The sequence below is a fragment of the Mastigocladopsis repens PCC 10914 genome (genome assembly GCF_000315565.1).
Classification (GTDB): domain Bacteria; phylum Cyanobacteriota; class Cyanobacteriia; order Cyanobacteriales; family Nostocaceae; genus Mastigocladopsis; species Mastigocladopsis repens.
Genome location: NZ_JH992901.1, coordinates 4,230,905 through 4,251,950, shown reverse-complemented (window position 1 = coordinate 4,251,950; position 21,046 = coordinate 4,230,905). Strand labels below are relative to the sequence as shown.

Here is a 21,046-nt window from a genome sequence, read left to right as displayed (position 1 = left end):
CCAAAACAAAAATAGACAAAACGAAAAACATAGTCATTGGAGAGAGGCAATGCTTTTTTAGACTCATAAAAATTGAAACAAAGAGAGGGAGCTTTTTTTGTTTCCACCTCCTGTCTCGATGTTTCAGTCTCTAAGTACAATACAGTTGGGTATACATCTATACATTTTTTCCAGGGCAAAACTAGCACAACTAAATTAGTATGAAAATTGCTGTAATTGGTGCAAAAGGTCTACCTCCCAAACAGGGTGGCATCGAGCATTACTGTGCAGAAGTGTATCCTCGCATGGTGAAACAAGGACATTGTGTTGATTTATTTGCCCGCTCCTCTTACACCGACTGTTCTTGGCACGACCGTTATGACTATGAGGGCGTCCAAGTTATTTCCCTACCCGGTTTGACTTTGAGAGGAGTGGATGCTTTTATTACCTCGGCACTAGGAGCAGTTGCAGCCAGTGCGACAAAATACGATATTATTCATTTCCACGCTCTTGGTCCGTCCTTATTTACCTGCTTACCAAGACTTGTCAACAGTGCAAAGATTGTCGTGACCTGTCAGGGGTTAGATTGGCAACGTGCCAAGTGGGGCAGTTTTTCAACTCGCGTCATTCAATTGGGGGAGAAAGCTGCAGTACGTTTCGCCCACGGACTTGTTGTTGTATCAGATGCGCTCCAAAGCTACTTTGGGCAAACTTATGGTAGGAACACGGTCTATATCCCCAATGCTCCAGCAAGCTATGGTGAGTCTGACCCCAGTTTTGGTTACGGGACTCAACTAGGTCTTCAGCAAGGGCGCTATATGTTGTTTCTGGGCAGACTGGTACCAGAAAAGCGTCCCGACTTGCTGGTTGACGCCTTTAGTGCAATGAGCGCACCTGGATGGAAACTCGTTTTGGCTGGCGGTGTGAGCGATACAAAATTATTCACCTCACAGCTATTAGAAAAGGTGGCAAATAATCGAAATATCGTATTTGCAGGCGAACTACGAGGACAACGTCTTTGGGAAATTGTCCGGGGAGCAGGGTTATTTGTCCTGCCTTCTGATGTAGAGGGACTACCTCTGGCAATGTTAGAGGCGATGCGGGAAGGTATACCAGTCATAGCAAGTGATATCCCACCTCACAAGCAATTAATTAGTGGAGGTCGGGGAAAGCTATTTGAAGCAGGAAACCTCACCTGTTGTATTCGCTCCCTAGAGTGGGCAATACATCACCCACAAGAACTAGTAGGTATGGCTGTGAATGCACAAAGGCACGTACAGTTGAACTATAGCTGGGATCACATCACTTCTGAAACCCTGAAACTGTATACAACACTTTTAACCTCGCCCGAGACAGTAGATATTTACGAACAAAGCCAGACTGGACTGGCTGAGGTTGTGGGCAAAAAATAGGTAGTCCTTTGTCATTAGTCATTTGTCATTCGTTCAAATTTAATGACAATGACTAATGACTAATGAAACAAGAGGGGTATATGTGATGGAAAAAGGAATATCAACTGTACTAGCAGTGCTAAAGCGGCGAAGTCTTCCCGCGTTCGCTGCGTTTGTTGGCGTCATTGGTGGAGCGATCGCATTCCTTGCAGTCACTCCAAGTAAGTATGAAGCATATGCGCGACTGATGCAGGACGACAAAAGGGTGAGCGTTTCAGAATTAGGTCGTGACCTCACTCAAGTGTCTTCCAACGCACCAGGAATTAGTCCCTTGGCTGATCAAGCAGAACTTGTCAAGTCGCAACGTGTTCTCGAACGAGCCGTTGCAATTGCATTTCCTCAGATCAAAGGGAATTTATCTCAAAGTCCCGTAACAACTACGGAACTCAGTCATAATTTGAAAGTCAAAATTGTCCCAGCCACTAATATTCTTGAGTTGAGTTATCAATCTCAAAATCCGCAACTCGCTGCCAAACTACTCAATGCCATTTCTCAGGCGATGGTTGAGGACAATATTGAAGCCATTAATTCTGAGGCTACCAAGGTAAAGAAATTTTTAGAGGAAAAACAGGTACCTGAGGCAGATAAACAACTCAGACAAGCCGAAGCCAGAGAAAACAGATACAGACAACTCAGCGGAATTGTCTCTCTTGAAGACCAAACAAAAAGCTTAGTGCAGAGTATAGCAACAGTAGAAGACCAAGAGCGGACTCTGTCTGCTCAACTTCAAGAGATAAAAGCGCGGGATGCATCCTTACGGCAAATCACTGACACACAGAACCTCAACAAAGCCTATTCATCCGTTCGCAGCGGACAAGATGACGAAATCAAGAAGTTGCGAGCCAAGTTATCAGAAGTAGAAAATGAGTTAATCGAAGCTCGTTTACGCTTTACAAATGAGCATCCCAATGTTGCCAACTTGACTGGAGAACGGAATGCCTTACGTGCTCTGTACTCAGAACAAGTTGCTCGCGTGTCCCCTAACAATCAAACCATCTCCGCCAACAATTTTGCAGGCGATCAGCTTAGTCAAGAACTGACGTCCAAATTTATCCTCAATAGAATTGAAGACTCCGCAGTTCAAAATAAGCTCAAACTTTTGCTGGCTAGGAAAGCTAACCTCCAAGCTCGCCTTGGACAATTGCCTATTACACAGCAAAATCTCACTGTATTGACCCGCAAAAGAGAAGAAGCCGCAGCGTCTCTGAAGTTCCTACAAAGCAAACTTGAGGAAGCGCGTTTGACAGAGGCACAAAAGGTCAGCAACATTCGCGTGATAGAAAATGCTGTACCACCATCATCACCTTCTGAGCCGAGACAGAAAGTCGTATTAGCACTTGCTTCTGTCTTTGGAACTATGTTAGCAGTCGGTGTTGTGTTGCTGCTGGAGGTGATGGATAATACACTACGCGATGCTTCCGAAGCTGAGGAACTGTTGCAGTTACCATTGCTAGGAGTCTTACCACGTCTACCTGCTAAGACACTTGTTCTTGAGCCAGCCAATCGATTTCTAGATAATATTAGCTTGGTTGAACCTTACCGTACCCTCTTCAAAACCTTGGAGTTTCGCAGCCTTGAACAATTGCGGCTCATTGTTGTGAGCAGTCCTATTTCTGGGGAGGGTAAATCCGTAGTTGCATCACACCTTGCCGCTGTTGCAGCGATGCTGTCTTGGCGGACGTTGATTATAGATGCAGATTTACGAAGACCCGTACAGCACACACTGTTTAACCTAGATCCCAGACCAGGGATTACCGATGTGCTAGAAGGAAATATATCCCTACTGGATGCCGTCCAGCCAACAGATATTGAGAACCTGGATGTCTTGACTTGTGGCGAACTGCACGGACGTCCCTCGCAATTGCTAGAGTCAATAGCTATGAAGTCTTTAATAGCAGAAGCTTCGGAAAATTATGATTTAGTCATCATAGATACAGCCCCATTAAGTGCTTGTGCTGATGCCTCAACATTAGCTCGCCAGAGCGACGGAGTGATGCTAGTGACACGTCCTGGCTTCACAGAGAAGGAAGTCCTCTCAAGAAGTGTATGGGAGTTAACACAAAATCGGATACCTATCCTGGGAGTTGTGGTGAATGGAATAACAAATCTAACGGAAAAGTATTACCGATATCCTGTTCATGGTTATCAGCCTCGGCTACCCAAGTCTCAAAAGCATTTGATTGGTGTAGGAGATAATGCCAAAAATTCTGTGAAGGGTTTGAGGTAGAGGTAACAATGTTGACCAAACAACGCTCAAGTCGTTCTTCTCGTTTGGGACTTTTGATTGGGTTAGCAGGTGTGGGGGTTGGTCTAGCAACAGGGTTTCTGATAGGAGGAACTAATCCCCTTTACTTGGGTTTAGCTTTGGGTGCAATACCATTTCTTTTCTACTTCTTTACCAAGTTTGAACAAGCAGTGATGGGGCTATTGATTCTGCGTGGCTCTCTTGATGCTTTTTCTGGTCAGCAAATACCAGCTGCGTTTGCGATCGCCTTAGATTTTCTAACTTTACTATATGTGACGGTGAAGTTACTAACGGGTCAACCTGTACGGGTGGATAACTTTTGGTGGTTCTTTGCTGGCTGGGTAATCTTACAGGGTTTATGGGTAATACTTCTACCGTTAGGAGGTGTAGGGCTAGATGCTTCGTTTTTGCCTGAGAGTATCCGCGAGTGGGTACGTTTATTTTCTTGGGCTATGGTCTACTTGCTGGTGATGCAGCTTAAGGATAAACTCTCTCCTGAGAAGGTCATCTCTGGACTGTTCTTGTCTTTGGTCATACCAATTACAGTAGCGTTGATGCAGATGTTTCTGCCTTCGCTGTTACCTCCCATGCTTTCGGTTGGTGGAGGTGATTTAGGTTCAATGGTCTCTGATGCTGGATCTCGCATCAGAGGAACTTTTGGTGTGGCAAATACCTTTGCAACCTTTGTGTTATTGTTTATCGGTCTCACTTGGTGGAAGGTCAAGTGGGTGCAGCATCGCTTGAGCTGGCTTGTGTTGCTAGGCTTACTCGCTTTTTTCTTTGTCAGTACTAAGTCCCTGTTTAGCTTGATCATGCTTGCCGTCTTTGTCGTGGTTTTGATTGCCCCTAAATTGAGCTTTCTCAATTTGATTGGTGGAATCTTTTTATTTATGCTGGTTATTGCCTTATTTGCCAGTACAGAATTTGGGCAACAACGCCTCTCTTCGATCGCTAACACACCGCTACTTAATCCAGATATTGACATATCACGGGCAATTCTTCTGTCATACGGAGACCACAATAGCTTTAACTGGCGACTTTCTCAATGGAATTTACTACTCAACCGCTGGCAACAATTCCCTGTTTTGGGTTACGGTCTGGGTTTGAGTATTCAAGCGGGTGGTAATGGATTTCTTCCTCATAATGACTACATTAGGGCTTTGATAGAAGGAGGAATTGTCGGTTTTGTGACTTATATCGCCTTTTTCGTAGCTCAGGCTGTGCATCTTGTTCAGTTAATGCGATCAGCACCCCGTAAGAGTCGCCAACGTGACTTGTGTTTGACTTTGTTAGCTATTCTAGCGTCTATTCCTGTAGGAATGATTACCGAAAACATCTGGAGTCACACGACTCTTTTCTTCTACTGGTGGACTTTATTTGCAGTAGTTGGTTGGAATTGGAACGAACAGCAAACTGAGGAAAAATTTGCCATGAAACAGCCACAATTCAAATCTGGATAAGCTTGTGATGCACTCTTTTGGTAATAAAGAATTTGCCCATTTTAAGGTTGATTTTGGCAAAGCAATTTGGTGGAATGAGTAAACATTTAATTTAGTTGAAACTACTACAAAAATGAATTATATCAATTACATATTCCAAGATTGGCAAATAAATCAAGACACAAGCTTGAAGTGTCGGCTCATATTATTAATGTTTAGAACAGCACAAATGCTTGAGCGTCTACCAACTCCCTTTTCTTTATTTTCTACTTTTTATCGTGTTGTTTATCAAATACTCGTAGATTGGATATTAGGTGTAGAATTGCCTGTGGATACACAAGTAGGAGCAAATCTTAAGCTACATCATGCTCGGACATTGGTGATCAACCATGAAACTGTAATTGGTAATAATTGTATTCTCAGGCACTCTACAACAATTGGTAATAAAAAACGACTAGATGGTTCAATCAGTGGCTCACCCAAAATTGGCAATAATGTAGACATTGGTGCCAATGTTGTGATTATTGGTGCAGTCACAATTGGTGATCATGCAATCATTGGAGCCGGTTCTGTTGTTATCAAAGATGTTCCTGAGTATTCTGTAGTTGCTGGTAACCCAGCAAGAGTGATTCGCCTATTAAATGCGCCTGATGTTAGCGAAAAAATAAATGATTCAAAAATGGCATCTGTATAAATTTACGTTAAAAAGGTTTATGCATACCTATTATAAGATAACTTTTCTAAAATCTCCTAATTTGTCTTGAGAATTTATAGTTACCAAAATCATCTAAAGGTTGAAAATATGCCTAAGGTTTCTGTTGTTATTCCAGCGTACAATTCAATGAAATATCTTCCAGAAACTCTGGAGAGCGTTTTGCTGCAAATCTTTACTGACTTTGAAGTATTAATTATTAATGATGGTAGTTCTGACAATATAGTGCAATGGGCTTCTGAGATAGTAGATCCGCGAGTGAAATTAATTTCTCAAAAGAACCAAGGCTTACCAAGTGCACGCAACACAGGTATTACCAAGGCTCAAGGTGAGTACATAGCATTCTTAGATGCTGACGACTTGTGGGAACCAACTAAATTATCCAAACAAGTACGTTGTTTGGATAATAATCCAGCAGTAGGATTGGTGCATACTTGGATGCTTTTAATAAATGAGCAGGGCAAATCGACAGGCAGAGTGATGGAATCTAATGCAGAAGGAGACGTATGGCAGCAACTGGTAGAGAAAAATGTCATAGCTTGTCCTTCAGTTATGGTTCGGCGTTGCTGTTTTGAAACTGTGGGAGTATTTGATCGAAATTTACGCTCTGTTGAAGATTGGGATATGTGGATTCGTATTGCTGCTCGTTATCCATTTGCAGTAATTAAAGAACCTTTGGCTTACTATCGGCAACTGTCAAGTAGTATGTCTAAAAATTGCCAAGTGATGGAACAAGCGTTTCATGTGGTTATTGAGAAAGCATTCCAGTCTGTACCTCAAGAGTTACTGTACTTGAAAAGCCGCAGCTATGGTTGTGCAAACCTTTGCTTAGCCTGGAAAGCTTTGCAAAGTATGAATAGAGATTATAAACTAGCACTTCATTATCGGCAGCAAGCCATTATCAATTATCCTAAACTACGTTACTCAATCGAGTACATTCGCCTGAGTTTGGCGACAAGAGCATTGCAATTGTTTGGCACTCATGGCTACAGCAAATTTTTAGAGCTAGCTTACGCTTTACGTCGGCGCATATTAAGTTTTGCCAAATGAATTTTATCTTTATCATCTTTTGAATAATAAAGGTAGCACTTGCCAGGATTACAAATATGCCAAAAGTTTCTGTTATTATTCCAGCCTACAACGCTATGTCTTATCTGCCAGAAACTATAGAAAGTGTTTTAAGGCAGGCTTTCACTGACTTTGAATTACTAATTATTAACGATGGTAGCTCAGATAATATTGTGCAATGGGTTTCTCAAGTCACAGACCCGCGAGTGAAATTAATTTCGCAAGAAAACCAGGGTACAGCTGTGGAGTGCGAACAATGTCTCGTTATTTAAAGCAACTCATATTAGCTTGTAAAAGCTAACATGAGTTGCTCTTGCGTGTCCATATCTTAACGGTAAAACTCCAGTTAATTAATGAAGTAGAGGTTAACCCATGCTGGACTACAAAAGCATCGAGCAGCGTGACGTAAATGAACAGGAGTTGCGAGTAGCAACTCACCAAGCACAGCCAGCGATCGCATTACTGCATTGCATGGATCTGATTGACGATTTTTTAGATCACATCAATATTTCCTTTGAGACTTATTGTCATGACTTTGTAGGTAGCTGGATGTTCGGCTACATCAAAGCCTTGAAACAGGTTGGTGTCAGGACGGTGCTGTTTTGTATTTCCGCCCGTTTTACGGAAGTTTCACGCTTTACCCATGTGCCTAGTGGTGCTACCATCTGCGTGTTGCCTGCTTCCAAAACCTATCTTGCTTACCGAGGCGTTCGACGTAAGGCACTCAGTCTTTACGGCGCAAGCGAGGGACAGACGTTCAAAGACATCCAAGACTCGAATGTCAGCCGTCGTTCCCTACTGACAAAATTTAAGAATCTCGCCCAGAGTGTAGGTGCTTACCTATCTACCCCACTGGGATTACTTGCCCAGGAAATACGGCGTGAGGGCTGTGAGGCTATTTTATGCCAAGAGTATGAGTACGCCCGCTTTGATGCTTGCGTGCTTTTAGGGCAGTTGATGCGTTTGCCCGTGTTCGCTACTTTTCAAGGGGGTGACAAGACGCACAGTTTTCTGGAATACCCCTTGCGACAACTAGCATTTCGGGGATGTACAGGTGCAATTATCTCTACGCAAAAAGAAATTGAGCGGGTTCGCGATCGCTACAAAGTTCCATCTGCTAAAATAGCCCAGATTTTCGATCCAATGGATACGAGGTCATGGTATCCTGTAGACCGTAATGAAGCACGGGCTGCACTTGGCATTCCAGTTGATGCTCGGGTGGTTGTGTGTCATGGACGCATAGATTTTCATCGTAAAGGCTTAGATATTTTGGTAGCGGCTTGGGATCAAATCTGCCGCGACAGACCAAACCAAGACCTGCGGCTACTACTTGTAGGAACAGGTCCCGACTCAGACAAACTCCGCGAGTGTATTGCAAAGATGCAGTTGCGGGGCGTGATGTGGCGAGACGAATTTGTGAACGATCGCGACGTGCTTCGACAGTACCTGTCGGCGGCTGACGTTTATACCCTTTCATCCCGACAAGAAGGCTTTCCCATCGCACCGCTTGAGGCAATGGCTTGCGGTTTGCCCGTTGTAGCTAGCGATGCTCCGGGTGTACCAGATATTCTAGAAGGAGGCGAGGTTTCTGGTGGGCTAGTTGTGCCACGGGAGGATGTAAACGCACTGACGCAAGCACTCGGTCGTGTTTTAGATGATGAAGCTTGGGGGCGTGAATTGGGCAAGCGTGCGCGTTGTCGGATAGAAGAGTACTTTGCGCCGGAGGTTATCGGCAAGCAACTGCGTAATTTTCTCTTAAGGAAGGTGCCGTTCAGCGAGAGTGAAACACCTGAAATGTTGCACGATACCATTTCATTTTCAGATGCTATGAAACGCAATTTTTGATAACAGTAAATTGTAAATTCTATAACCTGTTCACTTTTAGGGAGTTCAAATATGCCAAAAGTTTCAGTTGTTATTCCTGCCTACAATGCTATGGCTTTCTTGCCAGAAACTGTGGAAAATGTTCTCAAGCAAACTTTCACTGACTTTGAAGTGTTGATTGTTAACGATGGCAGTACGGATAACGTTGTAGAATGGGCTTCTCAGGTAACAGACCCGCGAGTGAAACTGATTACGCAAGAAAACCAGCGTGTGTCGGCTGCACGCAACACAGGCATTGCCAACGCTCAAGGGGAGTATGTAGCATTCCTGGATGCTGACGATTTGTGGGAACCAACTAAGCTAGAAAAGCAGGTACGTTGCCTAGATGAAAATCCAGAAGTCGGTTTGGTATATACTTGGACGCTTTTAGTTGATAAAGATAATAATTCCATAGGAAGAATATATGCTTCCGATGTTGAAGGCAAGGCATGGGATAAAATTCTGGAAAATGATCCAATTTCTAGTGGAAGCTCACCGATGGTGCGTCGTTCTTGCTTTGACACTGTCGGACTATTTGATCGCAATTTAGCTTATGCACCCGATCTAGATATGTGGGTTCGCATTGCTTTTCATTATCCGATTGCAGTCGTCAAAGAACCTCTACTCCTCTATCGGCAACTTCCTAACAGTTTCTCTAAAAACCGTCAAAAGATGATTGAGGAGCTTCGCCAGGTCATCGAAAAAACATTTCAGTGTGTTCCCCTAGAAATGCTGTATTTGAGAAATCGTTGTTATGCTAGCATTTTCCTTGGTTTAGCATGGCTATCCATAGATGACAGAGACTACAAAAAAGCGGCTGACTTCCGCGACCAAGCTATCCTACACCATGGGCAAGTACGCTTTTCTGAGAAATGTCTGCGGTTAAATTTAGCGATCGCAGCGATCCGTTGGTTTGGTCCTCAAGGCTACGATGGAGTGCGAAGCTTCAGCCGTTCCTTGCGCCTACGTATGTTAGGTCTCTCAACTTAACAAGCACAAACGGACAGTTTGATAGATTTTTCTTTTTTCTGTCCTCAAAGTAGCAAGATACTTTTTTTTAGTCATACTTTAGCTTGAGTCAAAAATATTCTGATTGTTTGTTAAGCTGTTCCGCATATAACCTTGCTGACTTTTAAAGGTCATCCTTTATCATTAGTCATGAATCATGTATTAATACAAAAAATAAATGACAGTTATTACTAAAAAATATGCAAGTTCTACGCGCCACTGTCTATCACAATAAAGTCCTACAACAGTGGTTCAGGAATCAATTTGCCCATCCATTTTTTGAAAAAAAATCACAATATCCTCCTAAAAGTTGATGTGTTTCTATGACAAAAGAAGTAAATAAATGAATAGCAACATCATGGTTTCTTCAGAGATTTCAGTTTGGCTGATTTTCAAAAAATAGCACTGTGTCTAATCAATAAAAATAAAAAATACAGGGAAGATGAACAGCGAAGAACTCGTCATTGCGGCAGGTCGAACTGAAAGCCAGTACTGGAAAGACCTATGGAGATACAGAGAGCTATTCTACTTTTTGGCATGGCGCGATATCTTGGTGCGCTATAAGCAAACTGTCATTGGAATGGCATGGGCATTGATTCGCCCCTTCTTAACGATGATCGTGTTCACCGTTGTATTTAGAGATGTCGCGGGGCTACCTTCAGAGGGTGATGCGCCTTACCCCATTATGGTTTTTGCCGGTCTGCTACCCTGGCAGTTTTTCTCTGGTGCGCTAACCGAATGCAGCAACAGTTTAGTTGTCAACGCCAACCTGCTTTCTAAGGTCTACTTTCCGCGTCTGATTGTGCCATCGAGTGCTGTCATTGTCAGCTTTGTAGACTTCATGATTTCTGGGATGATTTTGCTCGGGCTGATGGCATGGTACAACTTTATACCCGATTGGCGCATTTTGACATTGCCACTATTTATCCTGATTGCCTTTGCAGCGTCGATGGGTGTAGGATTGTGGCTAGCGTCTTTGACTGTCGAGTACCGGGATTTCCGCTACATCGTGACGTTTTTAGTGCAGTTTGGTCTGTACATTTCTCCCGTAGGTTTTAGCAGCAGTAAAATACCCGAACAGTGGCGGCTACTTTATTCACTCAACCCAATGGTAGGGGTCATCGACGGTTTCCGCTGGGCGATTTTGGGCGGCGAGTCGCAAATATATTTACCTGGGTTTGCACTGTCTCTAGTGACTGTGGTTCTACTCCTTGTGAGTGGTATTTGGTACTTCCGCAAAATGGAGCGTACTTTTGCTGACGTGATTTAAGCGTGGTTTAAGTAGGAGTTAGTGTAGATGTCAGATAGTGTCATTCGGGTTGAAAACTTAAGTAAGAAGTACGTTCTTGGACATCAGGAACAGAGCGCTCATAGTTACAAGACATTTCGTGGGGCAATGACAAATGTGGCAAAATCCCTTGCTACTGCCCTCAACCCCCGTACCAAAAAGGAAGCAGCTCTAAGCCGAGAGTTTTGGGCGCTTAATGATCTGTCGTTTGAGATTAAGCGAGGCGAAAGGGTTGGCATTGTTGGTCGCAATGGAGCTGGGAAATCAACACTGTTGAAAATTCTTAGTAGAATTACGGAACCAACAAAAGGAACTATCCGAATTAAGGGGCGAGTTGCCAGTTTATTGGAAGTTGGAACCGGTTTTCACCCAGAGTTAACAGGAAGAGAAAATATTTTTCTCAATGGTGCAATTCTGGGAATGAGCAAAATAGAGATTCAAAGCAAGTTTGATGAGATTGTTGCATTTGCGGAAATTGAAAAGTTTTTAGATACGCCTGTCAAGCGCTACTCTTCAGGGATGTATGTGCGGTTGGCGTTTGCAGTAGCTGCTCATCTAGAACCAGAAATTTTGATTGTGGATGAAGTGCTAGCAGTGGGAGATGCTCAGTTCCAAAAAAAATGCCTTGGCAAGATGCAAGAAGTCTCTAAAGACCAAGGTCGAACTGTTCTATTTGTGAGTCATAACATGGATGCGATCCAACGCTTATGCTCTCAATGTGTCATGCTGGAACGAGGTAGATTAATCGCCCAAAGTGATACAGACAGCATTGTTGTACGCTATCTGTCTAATAATTCGTTCAAAGCCCTGCCCAATCAATGGATTGATGTGTCACAAGCCAGCCGAATTGGTTCGAGAGAAGCTCGGTTTGTGAAGGTTCAATACAGCAGCCTTAACGAAGCTGCTGAGTTTCAACCCTATTCAAATGGACCACTCGAATTTGTAGTGGCTATTGAATCAGAATCAACCAGAAATGTTGGAAGCCTTGGTATTACACTTTGTGACCAATTTGGTAACAAGTTGGTTAATGCTGATTCTCTAGAACTTGGAGAAATTATCAAGCTCCAAAAGGGGCAAAATATAGTCACAGTCAGGATTGAAAAACTATATCTTAAACCTGGAAATTATACTATTGCATTATGGCTTGCAGACCCTTTAATCAATCATGTTTTTGATTATGTTGAAGCTGCATTTGAACTTGAAGTCATTAATTGGAAATCTGAAAGTCTTGGTATGAGACCGCAAGGTGATGGTGTGGTTTTATGTGATTTTCAGGTTTTACAAATGACAACGATTCATTGATGAAGCCTGAAGCAAGGTTGTTATAGACCAAAAATGTTCTGTTAAACACATTTTTTCTAGCTACTAGAAATCCTGGTAACCAAGAGAAATTTATGAAGCCTAGGGTATCTATCATTATTCCTGCTTATAACACCAGCAGGTATATCAAAAGAGCAATAGAATCTGCGTTAAGTCAAACCGAGCAGAATATTGAAGTGATTGTCGTGGATGATGCTTCCACTGACAATACAGTAGAAGTTGTTAATAGTTTTACCGACCCTCGCATTAAACTTTTGGTTAATGAAGTTAACAAAGGACCAAGCTATTCACGTAACCGTGCATTCAAAGAGGCGAAGGGTGAATGGCTTGCTTTATTAGACTCAGATGATTGGTATGCACCAAAAAGATTAGAAATGCTTTTGCAGGTAGCTGATAGGGAAAACGCCGATCTCATTGCTGACGATATGTATTTCATCGAAGAAGGCGCAGACTCTCCTTGGAGCATAACAGTATTTATAAAACATGGCATGCAATTAGACAAGCCCAAACAAATTGATCCTGTTTACTTTGTGGATCGCTACCTTAGTATAACAAAGCCCCTGATCAAGCTAAACTTTCTGGTTGAGCATAATCTTGAGTTTAATGAATCTTTGAGGTACGAAGAAGACTTTATTCTCTTCTTATTATGTCTAATAAATGGAGCAAGGTTTATTATCGTGCCAGAATCGTTTTATTTCTACCAAATCCGTCGTTCTTCTCTGATGAAGGAGTATCTTTTTTATGAGCAAGCCTGCAAAACAAATCTATATCTTTTACAGCAAGAGTTTACGCAAAAAAATCCTCAACTCAAGCAGACTCTATTTCAACGCCTCATAAAGATGAAGCAAAGTAGAGCCTACTATCGAGTCAGACAGTCACTGAAAGAAAGAGGATTTTTAACTGCATTGATTAAAATTGTCTTTAACCCTAATTTCTTTCCTGCTCTATGGGAAAGGCTACCTGGAATTTTAAAGTATAACCTTTTATATCGTTTTAATATCAATTTATCTAAATAAAGGAATTGCATCTAAAAAAAATATCAACTATTTCTACGTTTTTGTAAAATTTGTCAATCAATCTCAAATTTCAAGCATGAATAAACGACAGTCATAAAACTCCAAGATACTTACAAGAAAACACTTATAAAAGGAAGTAAACATATGCAAGTCGTCAGCCGAGTACAATTTCCTAAGACAGTTGAAGCTTCAGACTTATACTTCAAATTTGATGCAGGTACGTCCATAGATTCTCGTGTTAGTGACAGCCAAATTATTGTGTCTCAAGGTAGTACGATATCTTTAAACACCTACTTCAACTCAATTTACGAACAATTCTATACGAAATACACAAGTCTTAGCTCACTGTACTATCTACTTAAGCTTGAGGGCAATTTTGAAATTTTTGCTTATCGAGAAACAGAGGCGAATACAAAAGAACTGATCTTTAATCAGAAGCTTGAGCAATGCCAACCCTCAGATTACGTAAAAATATTATTGCCAGAACTCAAGCAAAGCCAAGAAGCTGGTCGAATTTATCTGGAAATAACTTGCCTGAGTGAAAAAGGTTTGTTTGCAGAAGGGTTAGTTGTCACCGAACAAGAAAAGCCTAGAGATGTGTCATTAGGTATCATCACTTGTACATTCAAAAAAGAAGCTTATGTAAAAAAGACAGTTAATACTATTTTGCAAGACAAGTTTTTGCAGGATAAAAAGTTTAAAGTTTTTGTAGTAGACAATGGGAAAACTCTAAATAATAGTGAATTTGAAGACTTTAGGGTTAGGCTAATTTCTAACCGAAATGTCGGTGGAAGTGGTGGTTTTACTAAAGGACTGATTGAGGCGTTGCAGGAAGGGGTTTATACGCACTTCTTGTTTATGGATGACGATATAGAGTTAGACAGTGAAGCTATTTACAGACTTTTTTCTTTATATGAGTACGCAAAGCAAGATTTTGCTGTAGCTGGCAGTATGTTGGATTTATACAAAAAACACATTTTGTATGAAGCAGGAGCAGTTTATAACAAATCCATCGGCGAAGAAGGAGAAATCAAGCAAGATAAATTTACAGGCTATCCTTTAAAGCATAATCTTGATTTACAAAACACCACCATACTTAACTCACTTTTGTTAGAAGACAATATAGATTATGGAGGATTTTGGTTTTTCGCCTTCTCCAAAGAAATAGTAGAAAAGATTGGTTTACCACTCCCCTTGTTTATCAAAATAGATGACATGGAATTTGGTTTAAGAATCAATGAACATTTTGATAATGCAATAGTGGCTTTTCCGTCTATAGCTGTGTGGCACGAACCTTTTTATGCTAAAAGACCTATTTGGGATTTTTACTATTATATTCGCAATCACTTAATAGCAAATGCAATTCATAGTTCATTGGAATATGTAAAGACAGTTAAAAACTTCACAGAGTGTATAATCTTTTATTTATTCATCTTTGATTACAACTCTGCCCAAATGGTAGTCAAAGGTTTTGAAGATTATATGCAAGGTCCCAATTTCATTACAAGCAACGATCCAGAGACTCTGCATTCCAAAATTTTTGAATCCAGTAGAAGTTATAAAAACCAAACTATACTGGCTAATCCCATTTCAAATAGTGAAGGTTATCAAATTACAAAAGCTGGAAAATTACAAAAGCTCCTCAGTTTGTTAACGCTTAATGGTCATTTACTGCCACAATTTCTAATTGCTGATGAAAGTGCGGTGATTCTATTTGGTGTTAAAGAACAAGAACGTGACTCCATTTGTAAAGGGTTAGGTAAAAAAAGAATTCTTTATGTCATAGAGGAAAATCCTAAGTCTTATCAGTACGAATTGGATCAAAAAGCTGGTCTTAATATTTTATTTACCTGGTTTAACTCTGTAATTAGAAGTTGTTTGAAATGGTCAAGTGTCAGTGCAGAGTGGAAAAAAGCAGTCAACGATTTCACTTCTATGCAATTTTGGCTCAATTACCTTGAGCCTCAGAAGTAATACTAATTCAGATCCCCTCAACGCCCGTTTTTAAGGCGGGCTAGAGGAAATCATGTGTACTCACCATTTGGGGAATTGGGATAAGAGCGATCGCAATATCCAAATTACATTAAACAAATAAGGAGAAGCTTTATGAAAGTAGATTGGCTAATTGTAGGGGCTGGATATTCTGCATGTGTTCTAGCTGAAAGGATTGCAAACGAACTGGCACAACGAGTACTTATTGTAGAACGGCGAGACCACATCGGCGGCAATGCGTATGATTACTATAACGAGCATGGCATTTTAGTACACAAGTACGGTCCTCATATCTTCCACACCAAATCCAAAAAAGTCTGGGATTACTTATCCCAATTCACTGAATGGCGACCTTATTACCATCATGTGCTTGGTGTGCTGGAAGGGAAAAAGGTTCCTATACCATTTAACCTAAATACACTCTACGCCCTCTTTCCTCCCCGCTACGCCGAAAAGCTAGAGGAGCAGCTTTTAGAGCACTTCGGCTTTGGAGTTAAAGTCCCAATTCTCAAGTTGCGTGAAAGTGCGAGTGGAGATTTAGAGTTTTTAGCTAACTATATCTATGACAACGTCTTCGTCCGTTATACAGCCAAGCAGTGGGAACTGAAACCAGAGGATCTAGACCGTGGGGTCACAGGGCGTGTTCCAGTCTACATTAGCCGAGATAATCGATACTTCCAAGATCCTTACCAAGCAATGCCAAAGCACGGCTATACCGAGATGTTCCGCCGGATGCTCGCTCACCCCAACATCAAGGTACTTTTGAACGCGGACTATCGTGAAGTCATTAACGATATCAAATTCAACCGAATGGTTTATACAGGTCCGATTGATACTTTCTTTGACTATATGTATGGTGAGCTACCTTATCGTAGTCTACGCTTTCAATTCGACACCTTGGATCAAGAACACTACCAAGAAGTAGGTACAGTTAACTACCCTAACGATTACGATATTACCCGTATTACCGAACAAAAGTATCTATCGGGGCAAACTTCACCCAAAACCACGTTGGTCATGGAGTATCCTCAAGCCTACGTACCAGGTAAAAACGACCCTTACTACCCCATCCCGCGTGAGGAAAACCGTGAGCGTTATGACCTCTACCTTAAAGAGGTTGAGAAGCTTAATGGTACAGTCATCTTTGCTGGAAGGCTTGCTGAATATAAGTACTACGACATGGATCAGGCAGCATTACGAGCCTTGAGCTTGTTCGAGAAAGAGGTAGCTAATTCTATGTAGGAATCGAAAATAACATCTAAAGAAGCAAGGTAGTAATCTTTTATAGCGGTTCTCGGTTGCGTGCAATACACAAATGTAGAGACGTTGCAATGCAACGTCTCTACACATCAGCTATCACCCTAGAATTATGCAACGCCAAGTTCTCGAATCAAACATGATTGTTTGTCATCAGAAATCTTCTACTGGCTTTTGTTGAGGTGTATTTGGCGCAAAACGTTCACAAGTTATGCGATCGCGATCGCAACTCTTATAAAGCCAGTTAGTGCTAGGTCGGTGTCGGTCAGTTTCCAATAGGTGGAGCAAGAGGCGCACGAGGAGTCCCTCCACCACCGACGCTGTCTCGTCCGTTGTTGTCTATAACCTTCACCGCAGCAATGATCTTGCTGAAGTCGCCTTGGAGCGCAGTATCATCGTTGAAGTAACGTCCAGTAACTGCCTCGTACTCCAGCTCGGCGCTCCGCTCAAGGCAGAGGTAGTTGTAGTCCCAGCCCGAATCGTCAACGACGTAAGCACCGTAGTCTTGCATCGCTGCCAAGATTTTTTTGCCCGCCTTGGTGGTCAGTCCCAGGCTCTCTGCTGTAACCTTGGGCGGAATTGCCAGCAACGAACCCATGACCAGCGCCGGGTTGGGTCCCTGGTATTGGTTTGCTGCACCACCATCAGCTAGACGGGCTGGCCAGCGGCGACCAGGGGTTGGCGATGAAGGATTGTAGTGCAGCCACTTGCCCCAGATAACAATCTTGAGTGCGTGACGGATAGGCTCGTCGTTCAACAACTCTCCTTTGCGAATACTACCGCCAATGCTCGACATCCCTGAGCCGCCATGTCCACCATCAATGCCATCGCCGTAGATGTCCTGCTCTCCGAACCAATTACCGTAAAGCGGACCGCCTTGCTTACACCGGGCGGTCACGTTGAACGACACCAAGGTTTTGCCATCCGGCATCAGGAATGCCGAGGAGTTGTTTGGAGTAAACCCTTGCCTTGCATCTGCAATGATCAGATCGTCAGGAACCTTCAGCGGCTGACCCGCTTCGGGATGCCACTGCGCCTGCTGCTGCGGCTGAGTGCCGGTGCAGCGATCTTTGTCCCAGCCACCAGGCATATAGGTTGCCACAACTGGGTCGCTCTCCTTGGTCGTGATGAACCAGTCAGTGTCAACTCCAACGCCCTTTGAGCCGATATAGGCATCAACGTATTTCGCGTTCGATCCAATCGGCATATTCCAAGGCGATGTGGTTGCAAACGGCCAAAGCAACTTGTCTCTTGTGGGGGTTTGGCTGGGGGCTGCTAGACAGCCGAGAAGTAGAGCAGCAATTACACCAGCTACAAATACAACTACGTGAGACAGCCGCTTGGGGCTTGCCAAAGGTTGAAAAATGCTCATGAAACAGCCACTCCGAATAAATTATCTCGTCACACAGTATGATCTTGCTGATTTTTATGTGACTTAATGAACTACGAGTTTGCTAATAATCTGTATCATTTTACTCAACATCTTCCTATTTAGTGTTTATTTGTAGTTTTGTAAAGATAATTTTATTTTTATATAAAAATTACAGACGGTAAAATAGGTGAAATCGCCTGAGGCACTATCCGAAACTGTTTAATTTTAATTGTTTTAGATGAAAATCAACCAATCTTGCTCACCTGCAAACAGCTTGTAATTTATTTACAATAATTAATATAATTTCAAATATCTTACTTGACAAAGTCCAGAATGTCAGGGTTATTGCTACTGCTTCCTTTTATCTCAATGATTGAGACTAAACAGAGGAACAGCCTGATTGGCTATTTTCAGATACTGAAATTAAGGCTGTTTGTAAAGTGAATGTTATAGCGAAGTTCTTGTGGGGTGGGCTGGACAACCCGCTCTAGAATAGGATGGACGAAATGCTCGTCCCACAAGAAAACTGAAAACTGCTAGGAATGTTGAAACCACATCGAAGTCGGTATTGGTTAAACGCAAATCCCAAAAACCCAGAAGAATTTAAACAACAGGTCAATCAAGTTTGTCATCTCTACGAAAAGGCACAACAATTATACTTGCGTGGTGTGCATATTATTAGCACGGATGAGATGACGGGAATTTAGGCTCTTGAACGAGCATATCCAATTAAATAAAATATGCACATGAAATGCCTAACAATTTATCAAGTTTGCTGAGTGGTAGAAGCGCTCGTAGCTAACAGTCAATTCGATGAAGGTTTAGCTAAGATGACGGAGAGTGCATATACAGTATAAAGGGTTAACTTCAATGCTCGATCAAGCTTTGTGCGATCGCCCAGTTAGCCAGTGGCTCGTTTTGAAGTCAATGCTCTCTAACTGGCTAATGACACCTATATTTGTTGTATTGCCACTCCTGATTTTAGTCTTTTTACCTTGGATGATTCCACGCCTGCGGTGGAAGCGTTTTTGGAGTGGTTTGGGAACTGTGCTACTTGTCATTTACTTTACTGCCACTTTTCCATTGACCATCGCTGTAGCAAAAAAAGGATTAGTTGCTTTTATTCCCCCCGATCCTGGTACAACTGTAGACGCAATTGTTGTATTGGGTCGGGGTGAACCATTTAGACATTCAAGGGTTAAAGTTGCGGCTGAACTTTGGAAAGCTCATCGCGCACCATTAATCTTTGCTAGTGGTGCAGGAGATGGCTCTGAAATAGTTGAACGACTAAAAGCAAAAGGTATTCCTGATGCTGCATTAGGCGAAGAACACTGTTCTCGAACTACTAAGGAAAACGCACTGTTCACCTCCTCAGTGCTACAACCACGAGGAATCAAGCAAATTCTACTAGTGACAGACCCTCCTCATATGCTGCGGTCATTACTGACTTTTAAGGGTATGGGGTTTGAAGTCATTTCACACACAAGTTCCATACCATCTGAATTAACTTCAAGTAGAAAAGCAATGCTCATGTTTTACGAGTACATGGGGTTAGTCAGCTATGGCTTGCGAGGGGAATTTCTTAAACAAAACTTGGCTCAACAGAAAAATCCACCGATAGCAAAAGTCAAGAATTCAGCCAAATTTAACCTGCAAAAACAGCATTCCCTGTTTTAACTCAATATGGTTCAGTTAACGATTTTTGGTGAGATTCGGTGATGTGTCCAGACGCGCTGTTTGAAGCGTCTGGACATTGCGCTCCTGATAACGGTTTTGGTCTTTCAGTAAGCGTATTGAGTTTTAACTAGTTGCTCTAAAAAATAAATAATGAGAAATATATAAAATACTGCTTTTTCGCATTTCTTCTAGTTGCTGCGGCGGAATTGTTTTCTTTAATGAATTGGTCAAGCTGCTCTAGTGTCAGGTATCCGGGGAGCGGGTAGCGTGAGGGAATAATTCGCTGAAAATCGGTGTAGTAGCGAATGAGTGTTGCAAAGTTTCTGGGGAATTTATCCTCTTCCACCCCGATAAACTCACCGCGCTTGCGGGCTTTCTTGAAGACCTCACGCCAGCGCTCAATAGTTGGCAAGCCGACAGCATCGACTCCGTCAGGAGGTAGAGATTTTTCCAAGAAGCTCTCGTAGGCTTCGCCCAAGCACAAACGCTTCACCCGAAAATCAGTCATACCCTTGATTGTCAGGCGGTCTTGGTTGGGGTCATGCAAGAGAGTGACGGCGGCATTGTTCACCCAAACATCTAGCCGACCAAACGTGTCAACAGCACGGCGTGCCAAAGCTTGGACAGCTTCTTCATTTGTGACATTAGTTGGCACTGCTATGGCTTGCCCACCGAGTCGATTGCACTCTGCTGCCACTTCTTGCAAAGCAGCTTCGCGCCGAGCCGCCAACAGTAAAGTTGCTCCTTGTTTTGCAAGTTCAAGTGCGGTGGCACGCCCAATTCCGCTCGACGCACCAGTGATAACGATGATAGAGTCGTTTATCGGTCGTGGCATTGCTTAGTCCTTTGGCTATTGCGATCTTTTAGCAAATGTCAACTTTTCTTGATGGAGTTTTCCATTCTCCAGCAACAGAGATGGCTATTGAAAAGACTTTTATTTTTTTGCTTATAGCCTCAATTAGCTTCCTCAAAAAGTGATATTTATTTAAAATCAACATATATTTTCCGTTTCTTTATTCAATGTAGTATTGAGTTCTACACTCTGTCCGAGTGGCTAAAAGAACTCTTCAAGTCAATCTTGCACCAAGGATGGTGCTATCCAAAAAGACAAATCTCTGTTTGGTTCACATTGGCAGAGTCACTCCTAAATGGTGTGCTAGAGTTACAAAACTGGCGCGATTCATGAGGGATATTATCGTAGTTGAAGGGTGTCTAGGGGTTTCTTCTTAACCCATTCCTCATCTCCAAAGGGGATAAAAGAGCCTTTCTGAGTTGACGACGTGGGAGTTTTGCCTCAGTCAAGCACAAAAGGCTATAACTGAGTGAATGATTGGCAAAAACATACTATCTGCGTCATGT

At 42.4% G+C, this 21,046-nt stretch carries 17 protein-coding genes and 1 pseudogene; 15 read left to right on the top strand and 3 right to left on the bottom strand.

Annotated elements, in window-relative coordinates; all coding sequences use genetic code 11:
- The first annotated feature begins 200 nt into the window (after positions 1-200).
- From MAS10914_RS0120960 to glf, 13 genes and pseudogenes are all read left to right on the top strand, one after another.
- Entirely contained in the window at positions 201-1,391 is a 1,191-nt protein-coding gene (locus MAS10914_RS0120960) for a glycosyltransferase family 4 protein (RefSeq protein ID WP_017317906.1), read from the top strand.
- Between the two features lie 85 nt (positions 1,392-1,476).
- Positions 1,477-3,657 (top strand): GumC family protein, encoded by a 2,181-nt coding sequence (locus MAS10914_RS0120955; protein ID WP_017317905.1) that lies wholly within the window; start codon positions 1,477-1,479, stop codon positions 3,655-3,657.
- A gap of 8 nt (positions 3,658-3,665) precedes the next feature.
- A complete protein-coding gene (locus tag MAS10914_RS0120950; RefSeq protein WP_017317904.1) occupies positions 3,666-5,135 on the top strand; it encodes an O-antigen ligase family protein in 1,470 nt (489 codons plus the stop codon).
- A 112-nt stretch (positions 5,136-5,247) separates the two neighbouring features.
- Complete coding sequence (locus MAS10914_RS0120945; RefSeq protein ID WP_017317903.1) at positions 5,248-5,808, top strand: serine acetyltransferase; 561 nt, start codon at positions 5,248-5,250, stop codon at positions 5,806-5,808.
- 108 nt (positions 5,809-5,916) lie between these two features.
- Positions 5,917-6,876 carry a glycosyltransferase family 2 protein gene (locus MAS10914_RS0120940; protein ID WP_017317902.1) on the top strand — a complete coding sequence of 320 codons (960 nt, stop codon included), beginning with the start codon at positions 5,917-5,919 and terminating at the stop codon, positions 6,874-6,876.
- Between the two features lie 56 nt (positions 6,877-6,932).
- Positions 6,933-7,136: pseudogene (locus tag MAS10914_RS0120935) on the top strand (glycosyltransferase family 2 protein); the annotation flags it as partial.
- A 130-nt stretch (positions 7,137-7,266) separates the two neighbouring features.
- Positions 7,267-8,739 (top strand): glycosyltransferase family 4 protein, encoded by a 1,473-nt coding sequence (locus MAS10914_RS0120930; protein ID WP_017317900.1) that lies wholly within the window; start codon positions 7,267-7,269, stop codon positions 8,737-8,739.
- Positions 8,740-8,790: 51 nt separating this feature from the next.
- Positions 8,791-9,747, top strand: a complete 957-nt coding sequence (locus tag MAS10914_RS0120925) for a glycosyltransferase family 2 protein (protein ID WP_017317899.1) — start codon at positions 8,791-8,793, stop codon at positions 9,745-9,747.
- 460 nt (positions 9,748-10,207) lie between these two features.
- The gene (locus tag MAS10914_RS0120920; protein ID WP_017317898.1) at positions 10,208-11,035 is read left to right on the top strand and encodes an ABC transporter permease; all 828 of its coding nucleotides are present in this window, start codon (positions 10,208-10,210) and stop codon (positions 11,033-11,035) included.
- A gap of 27 nt (positions 11,036-11,062) precedes the next feature.
- Positions 11,063-12,355: an ABC transporter ATP-binding protein gene (locus tag MAS10914_RS0120915; protein WP_017317897.1), complete on the top strand. Its 1,293-nt coding sequence runs from the start codon at positions 11,063-11,065 to the stop codon at positions 12,353-12,355.
- Positions 12,356-12,447: 92 nt separating this feature from the next.
- Positions 12,448-13,389 carry a glycosyltransferase family 2 protein gene (locus tag MAS10914_RS0120910; protein ID WP_017317896.1) on the top strand — a complete coding sequence of 314 codons (942 nt, stop codon included), beginning with the start codon at positions 12,448-12,450 and terminating at the stop codon, positions 13,387-13,389.
- A gap of 144 nt (positions 13,390-13,533) precedes the next feature.
- Positions 13,534-15,363 (top strand): glycosyltransferase, encoded by a 1,830-nt coding sequence (locus MAS10914_RS0120905; RefSeq protein ID WP_017317895.1) that lies wholly within the window; start codon positions 13,534-13,536, stop codon positions 15,361-15,363.
- Between the two features lie 132 nt (positions 15,364-15,495).
- Complete coding sequence (gene glf, locus MAS10914_RS0120900; protein WP_017317894.1) at positions 15,496-16,623, top strand: UDP-galactopyranose mutase; 1,128 nt, start codon at positions 15,496-15,498, stop codon at positions 16,621-16,623.
- 168 nt (positions 16,624-16,791) lie between these two features.
- Here the strand turns inward: glf and MAS10914_RS36285 are convergent, their stop codons facing one another.
- Positions 16,792-16,914 carry a hypothetical protein gene (locus MAS10914_RS36285; RefSeq protein WP_269635070.1) on the bottom strand — a complete coding sequence of 41 codons (123 nt, stop codon included), beginning with the start codon at positions 16,912-16,914 and terminating at the stop codon, positions 16,792-16,794.
- Positions 16,904-18,010 carry a hypothetical protein gene (locus MAS10914_RS0120895; protein ID WP_017317893.1) on the bottom strand — a complete coding sequence of 369 codons (1,107 nt, stop codon included), beginning with the start codon at positions 18,008-18,010 and terminating at the stop codon, positions 16,904-16,906. Before MAS10914_RS0120895 ends, MAS10914_RS36285 begins: the two co-directional genes overlap by 11 nt.
- Positions 18,011-18,552: 542 nt before the next feature.
- Here MAS10914_RS0120895 and MAS10914_RS34490 point away from each other — a divergent pair.
- Positions 18,553-18,717 carry a hypothetical protein gene (locus MAS10914_RS34490; RefSeq protein ID WP_017317892.1) on the top strand — a complete coding sequence of 55 codons (165 nt, stop codon included), beginning with the start codon at positions 18,553-18,555 and terminating at the stop codon, positions 18,715-18,717.
- A 163-nt stretch (positions 18,718-18,880) separates the two neighbouring features.
- Positions 18,881-19,687, top strand: coding sequence for a YdcF family protein (locus MAS10914_RS0120885; protein WP_017317891.1), 807 nt, complete (start codon positions 18,881-18,883; stop codon positions 19,685-19,687).
- A 136-nt stretch (positions 19,688-19,823) separates the two neighbouring features.
- On the opposite strand, the gene MAS10914_RS35775 is transcribed toward MAS10914_RS0120885, so the two are convergent.
- Entirely contained in the window at positions 19,824-20,522 is a 699-nt protein-coding gene (locus MAS10914_RS35775; RefSeq protein ID WP_017317890.1) for an SDR family NAD(P)-dependent oxidoreductase, read from the bottom strand.
- Positions 20,523-21,046 lie beyond the last annotated feature (524 nt).

Bases quoted from the DNA above. Each gene is read 5' to 3' on its own strand.
- MAS10914_RS0120915 (WP_017317897.1), top strand. From the start codon at position 11,063: ATGTCAGATAGTGTCATTCGGGTTGAAAACTTAAGTAAGAAGTACGTT.
- MAS10914_RS0120960 (WP_017317906.1), top strand. From the start codon at position 201: ATGAAAATTGCTGTAATTGGTGCAAAAGGTCTACCTCCCAAACAGGGT.
- MAS10914_RS0120950 (WP_017317904.1), top strand. From the start codon at position 3,666: ATGTTGACCAAACAACGCTCAAGTCGTTCTTCTCGTTTGGGACTTTTG.
- MAS10914_RS0120930 (WP_017317900.1), top strand. From the start codon at position 7,267: ATGCTGGACTACAAAAGCATCGAGCAGCGTGACGTAAATGAACAGGAG.
- MAS10914_RS0120905 (WP_017317895.1), top strand. From the start codon at position 13,534: ATGCAAGTCGTCAGCCGAGTACAATTTCCTAAGACAGTTGAAGCTTCA.
- MAS10914_RS0120920 (WP_017317898.1), top strand. From the start codon at position 10,208: ATGAACAGCGAAGAACTCGTCATTGCGGCAGGTCGAACTGAAAGCCAG.
- glf (WP_017317894.1), top strand. From the start codon at position 15,496: ATGAAAGTAGATTGGCTAATTGTAGGGGCTGGATATTCTGCATGTGTT.
- MAS10914_RS0120945 (WP_017317903.1), top strand. From the start codon at position 5,248: ATGAATTATATCAATTACATATTCCAAGATTGGCAAATAAATCAAGAC.
- MAS10914_RS35775 (WP_017317890.1), bottom strand. From the start codon at position 20,522: ATGCCACGACCGATAAACGACTCTATCATCGTTATCACTGGTGCGTCG.
- MAS10914_RS0120895 (WP_017317893.1), bottom strand. From the start codon at position 18,010: ATGAGCATTTTTCAACCTTTGGCAAGCCCCAAGCGGCTGTCTCACGTA.
- MAS10914_RS0120885 (WP_017317891.1), top strand. From the start codon at position 18,881: ATGCTCGATCAAGCTTTGTGCGATCGCCCAGTTAGCCAGTGGCTCGTT.
- MAS10914_RS0120910 (WP_017317896.1), top strand. From the start codon at position 12,448: ATGAAGCCTAGGGTATCTATCATTATTCCTGCTTATAACACCAGCAGG.
- MAS10914_RS0120955 (WP_017317905.1), top strand. From the start codon at position 1,477: ATGGAAAAAGGAATATCAACTGTACTAGCAGTGCTAAAGCGGCGAAGT.
- MAS10914_RS34490 (WP_017317892.1), top strand. From the start codon at position 18,553: ATGTTGAAACCACATCGAAGTCGGTATTGGTTAAACGCAAATCCCAAA.
- MAS10914_RS0120925 (WP_017317899.1), top strand. From the start codon at position 8,791: ATGCCAAAAGTTTCAGTTGTTATTCCTGCCTACAATGCTATGGCTTTC.
- MAS10914_RS0120940 (WP_017317902.1), top strand. From the start codon at position 5,917: ATGCCTAAGGTTTCTGTTGTTATTCCAGCGTACAATTCAATGAAATAT.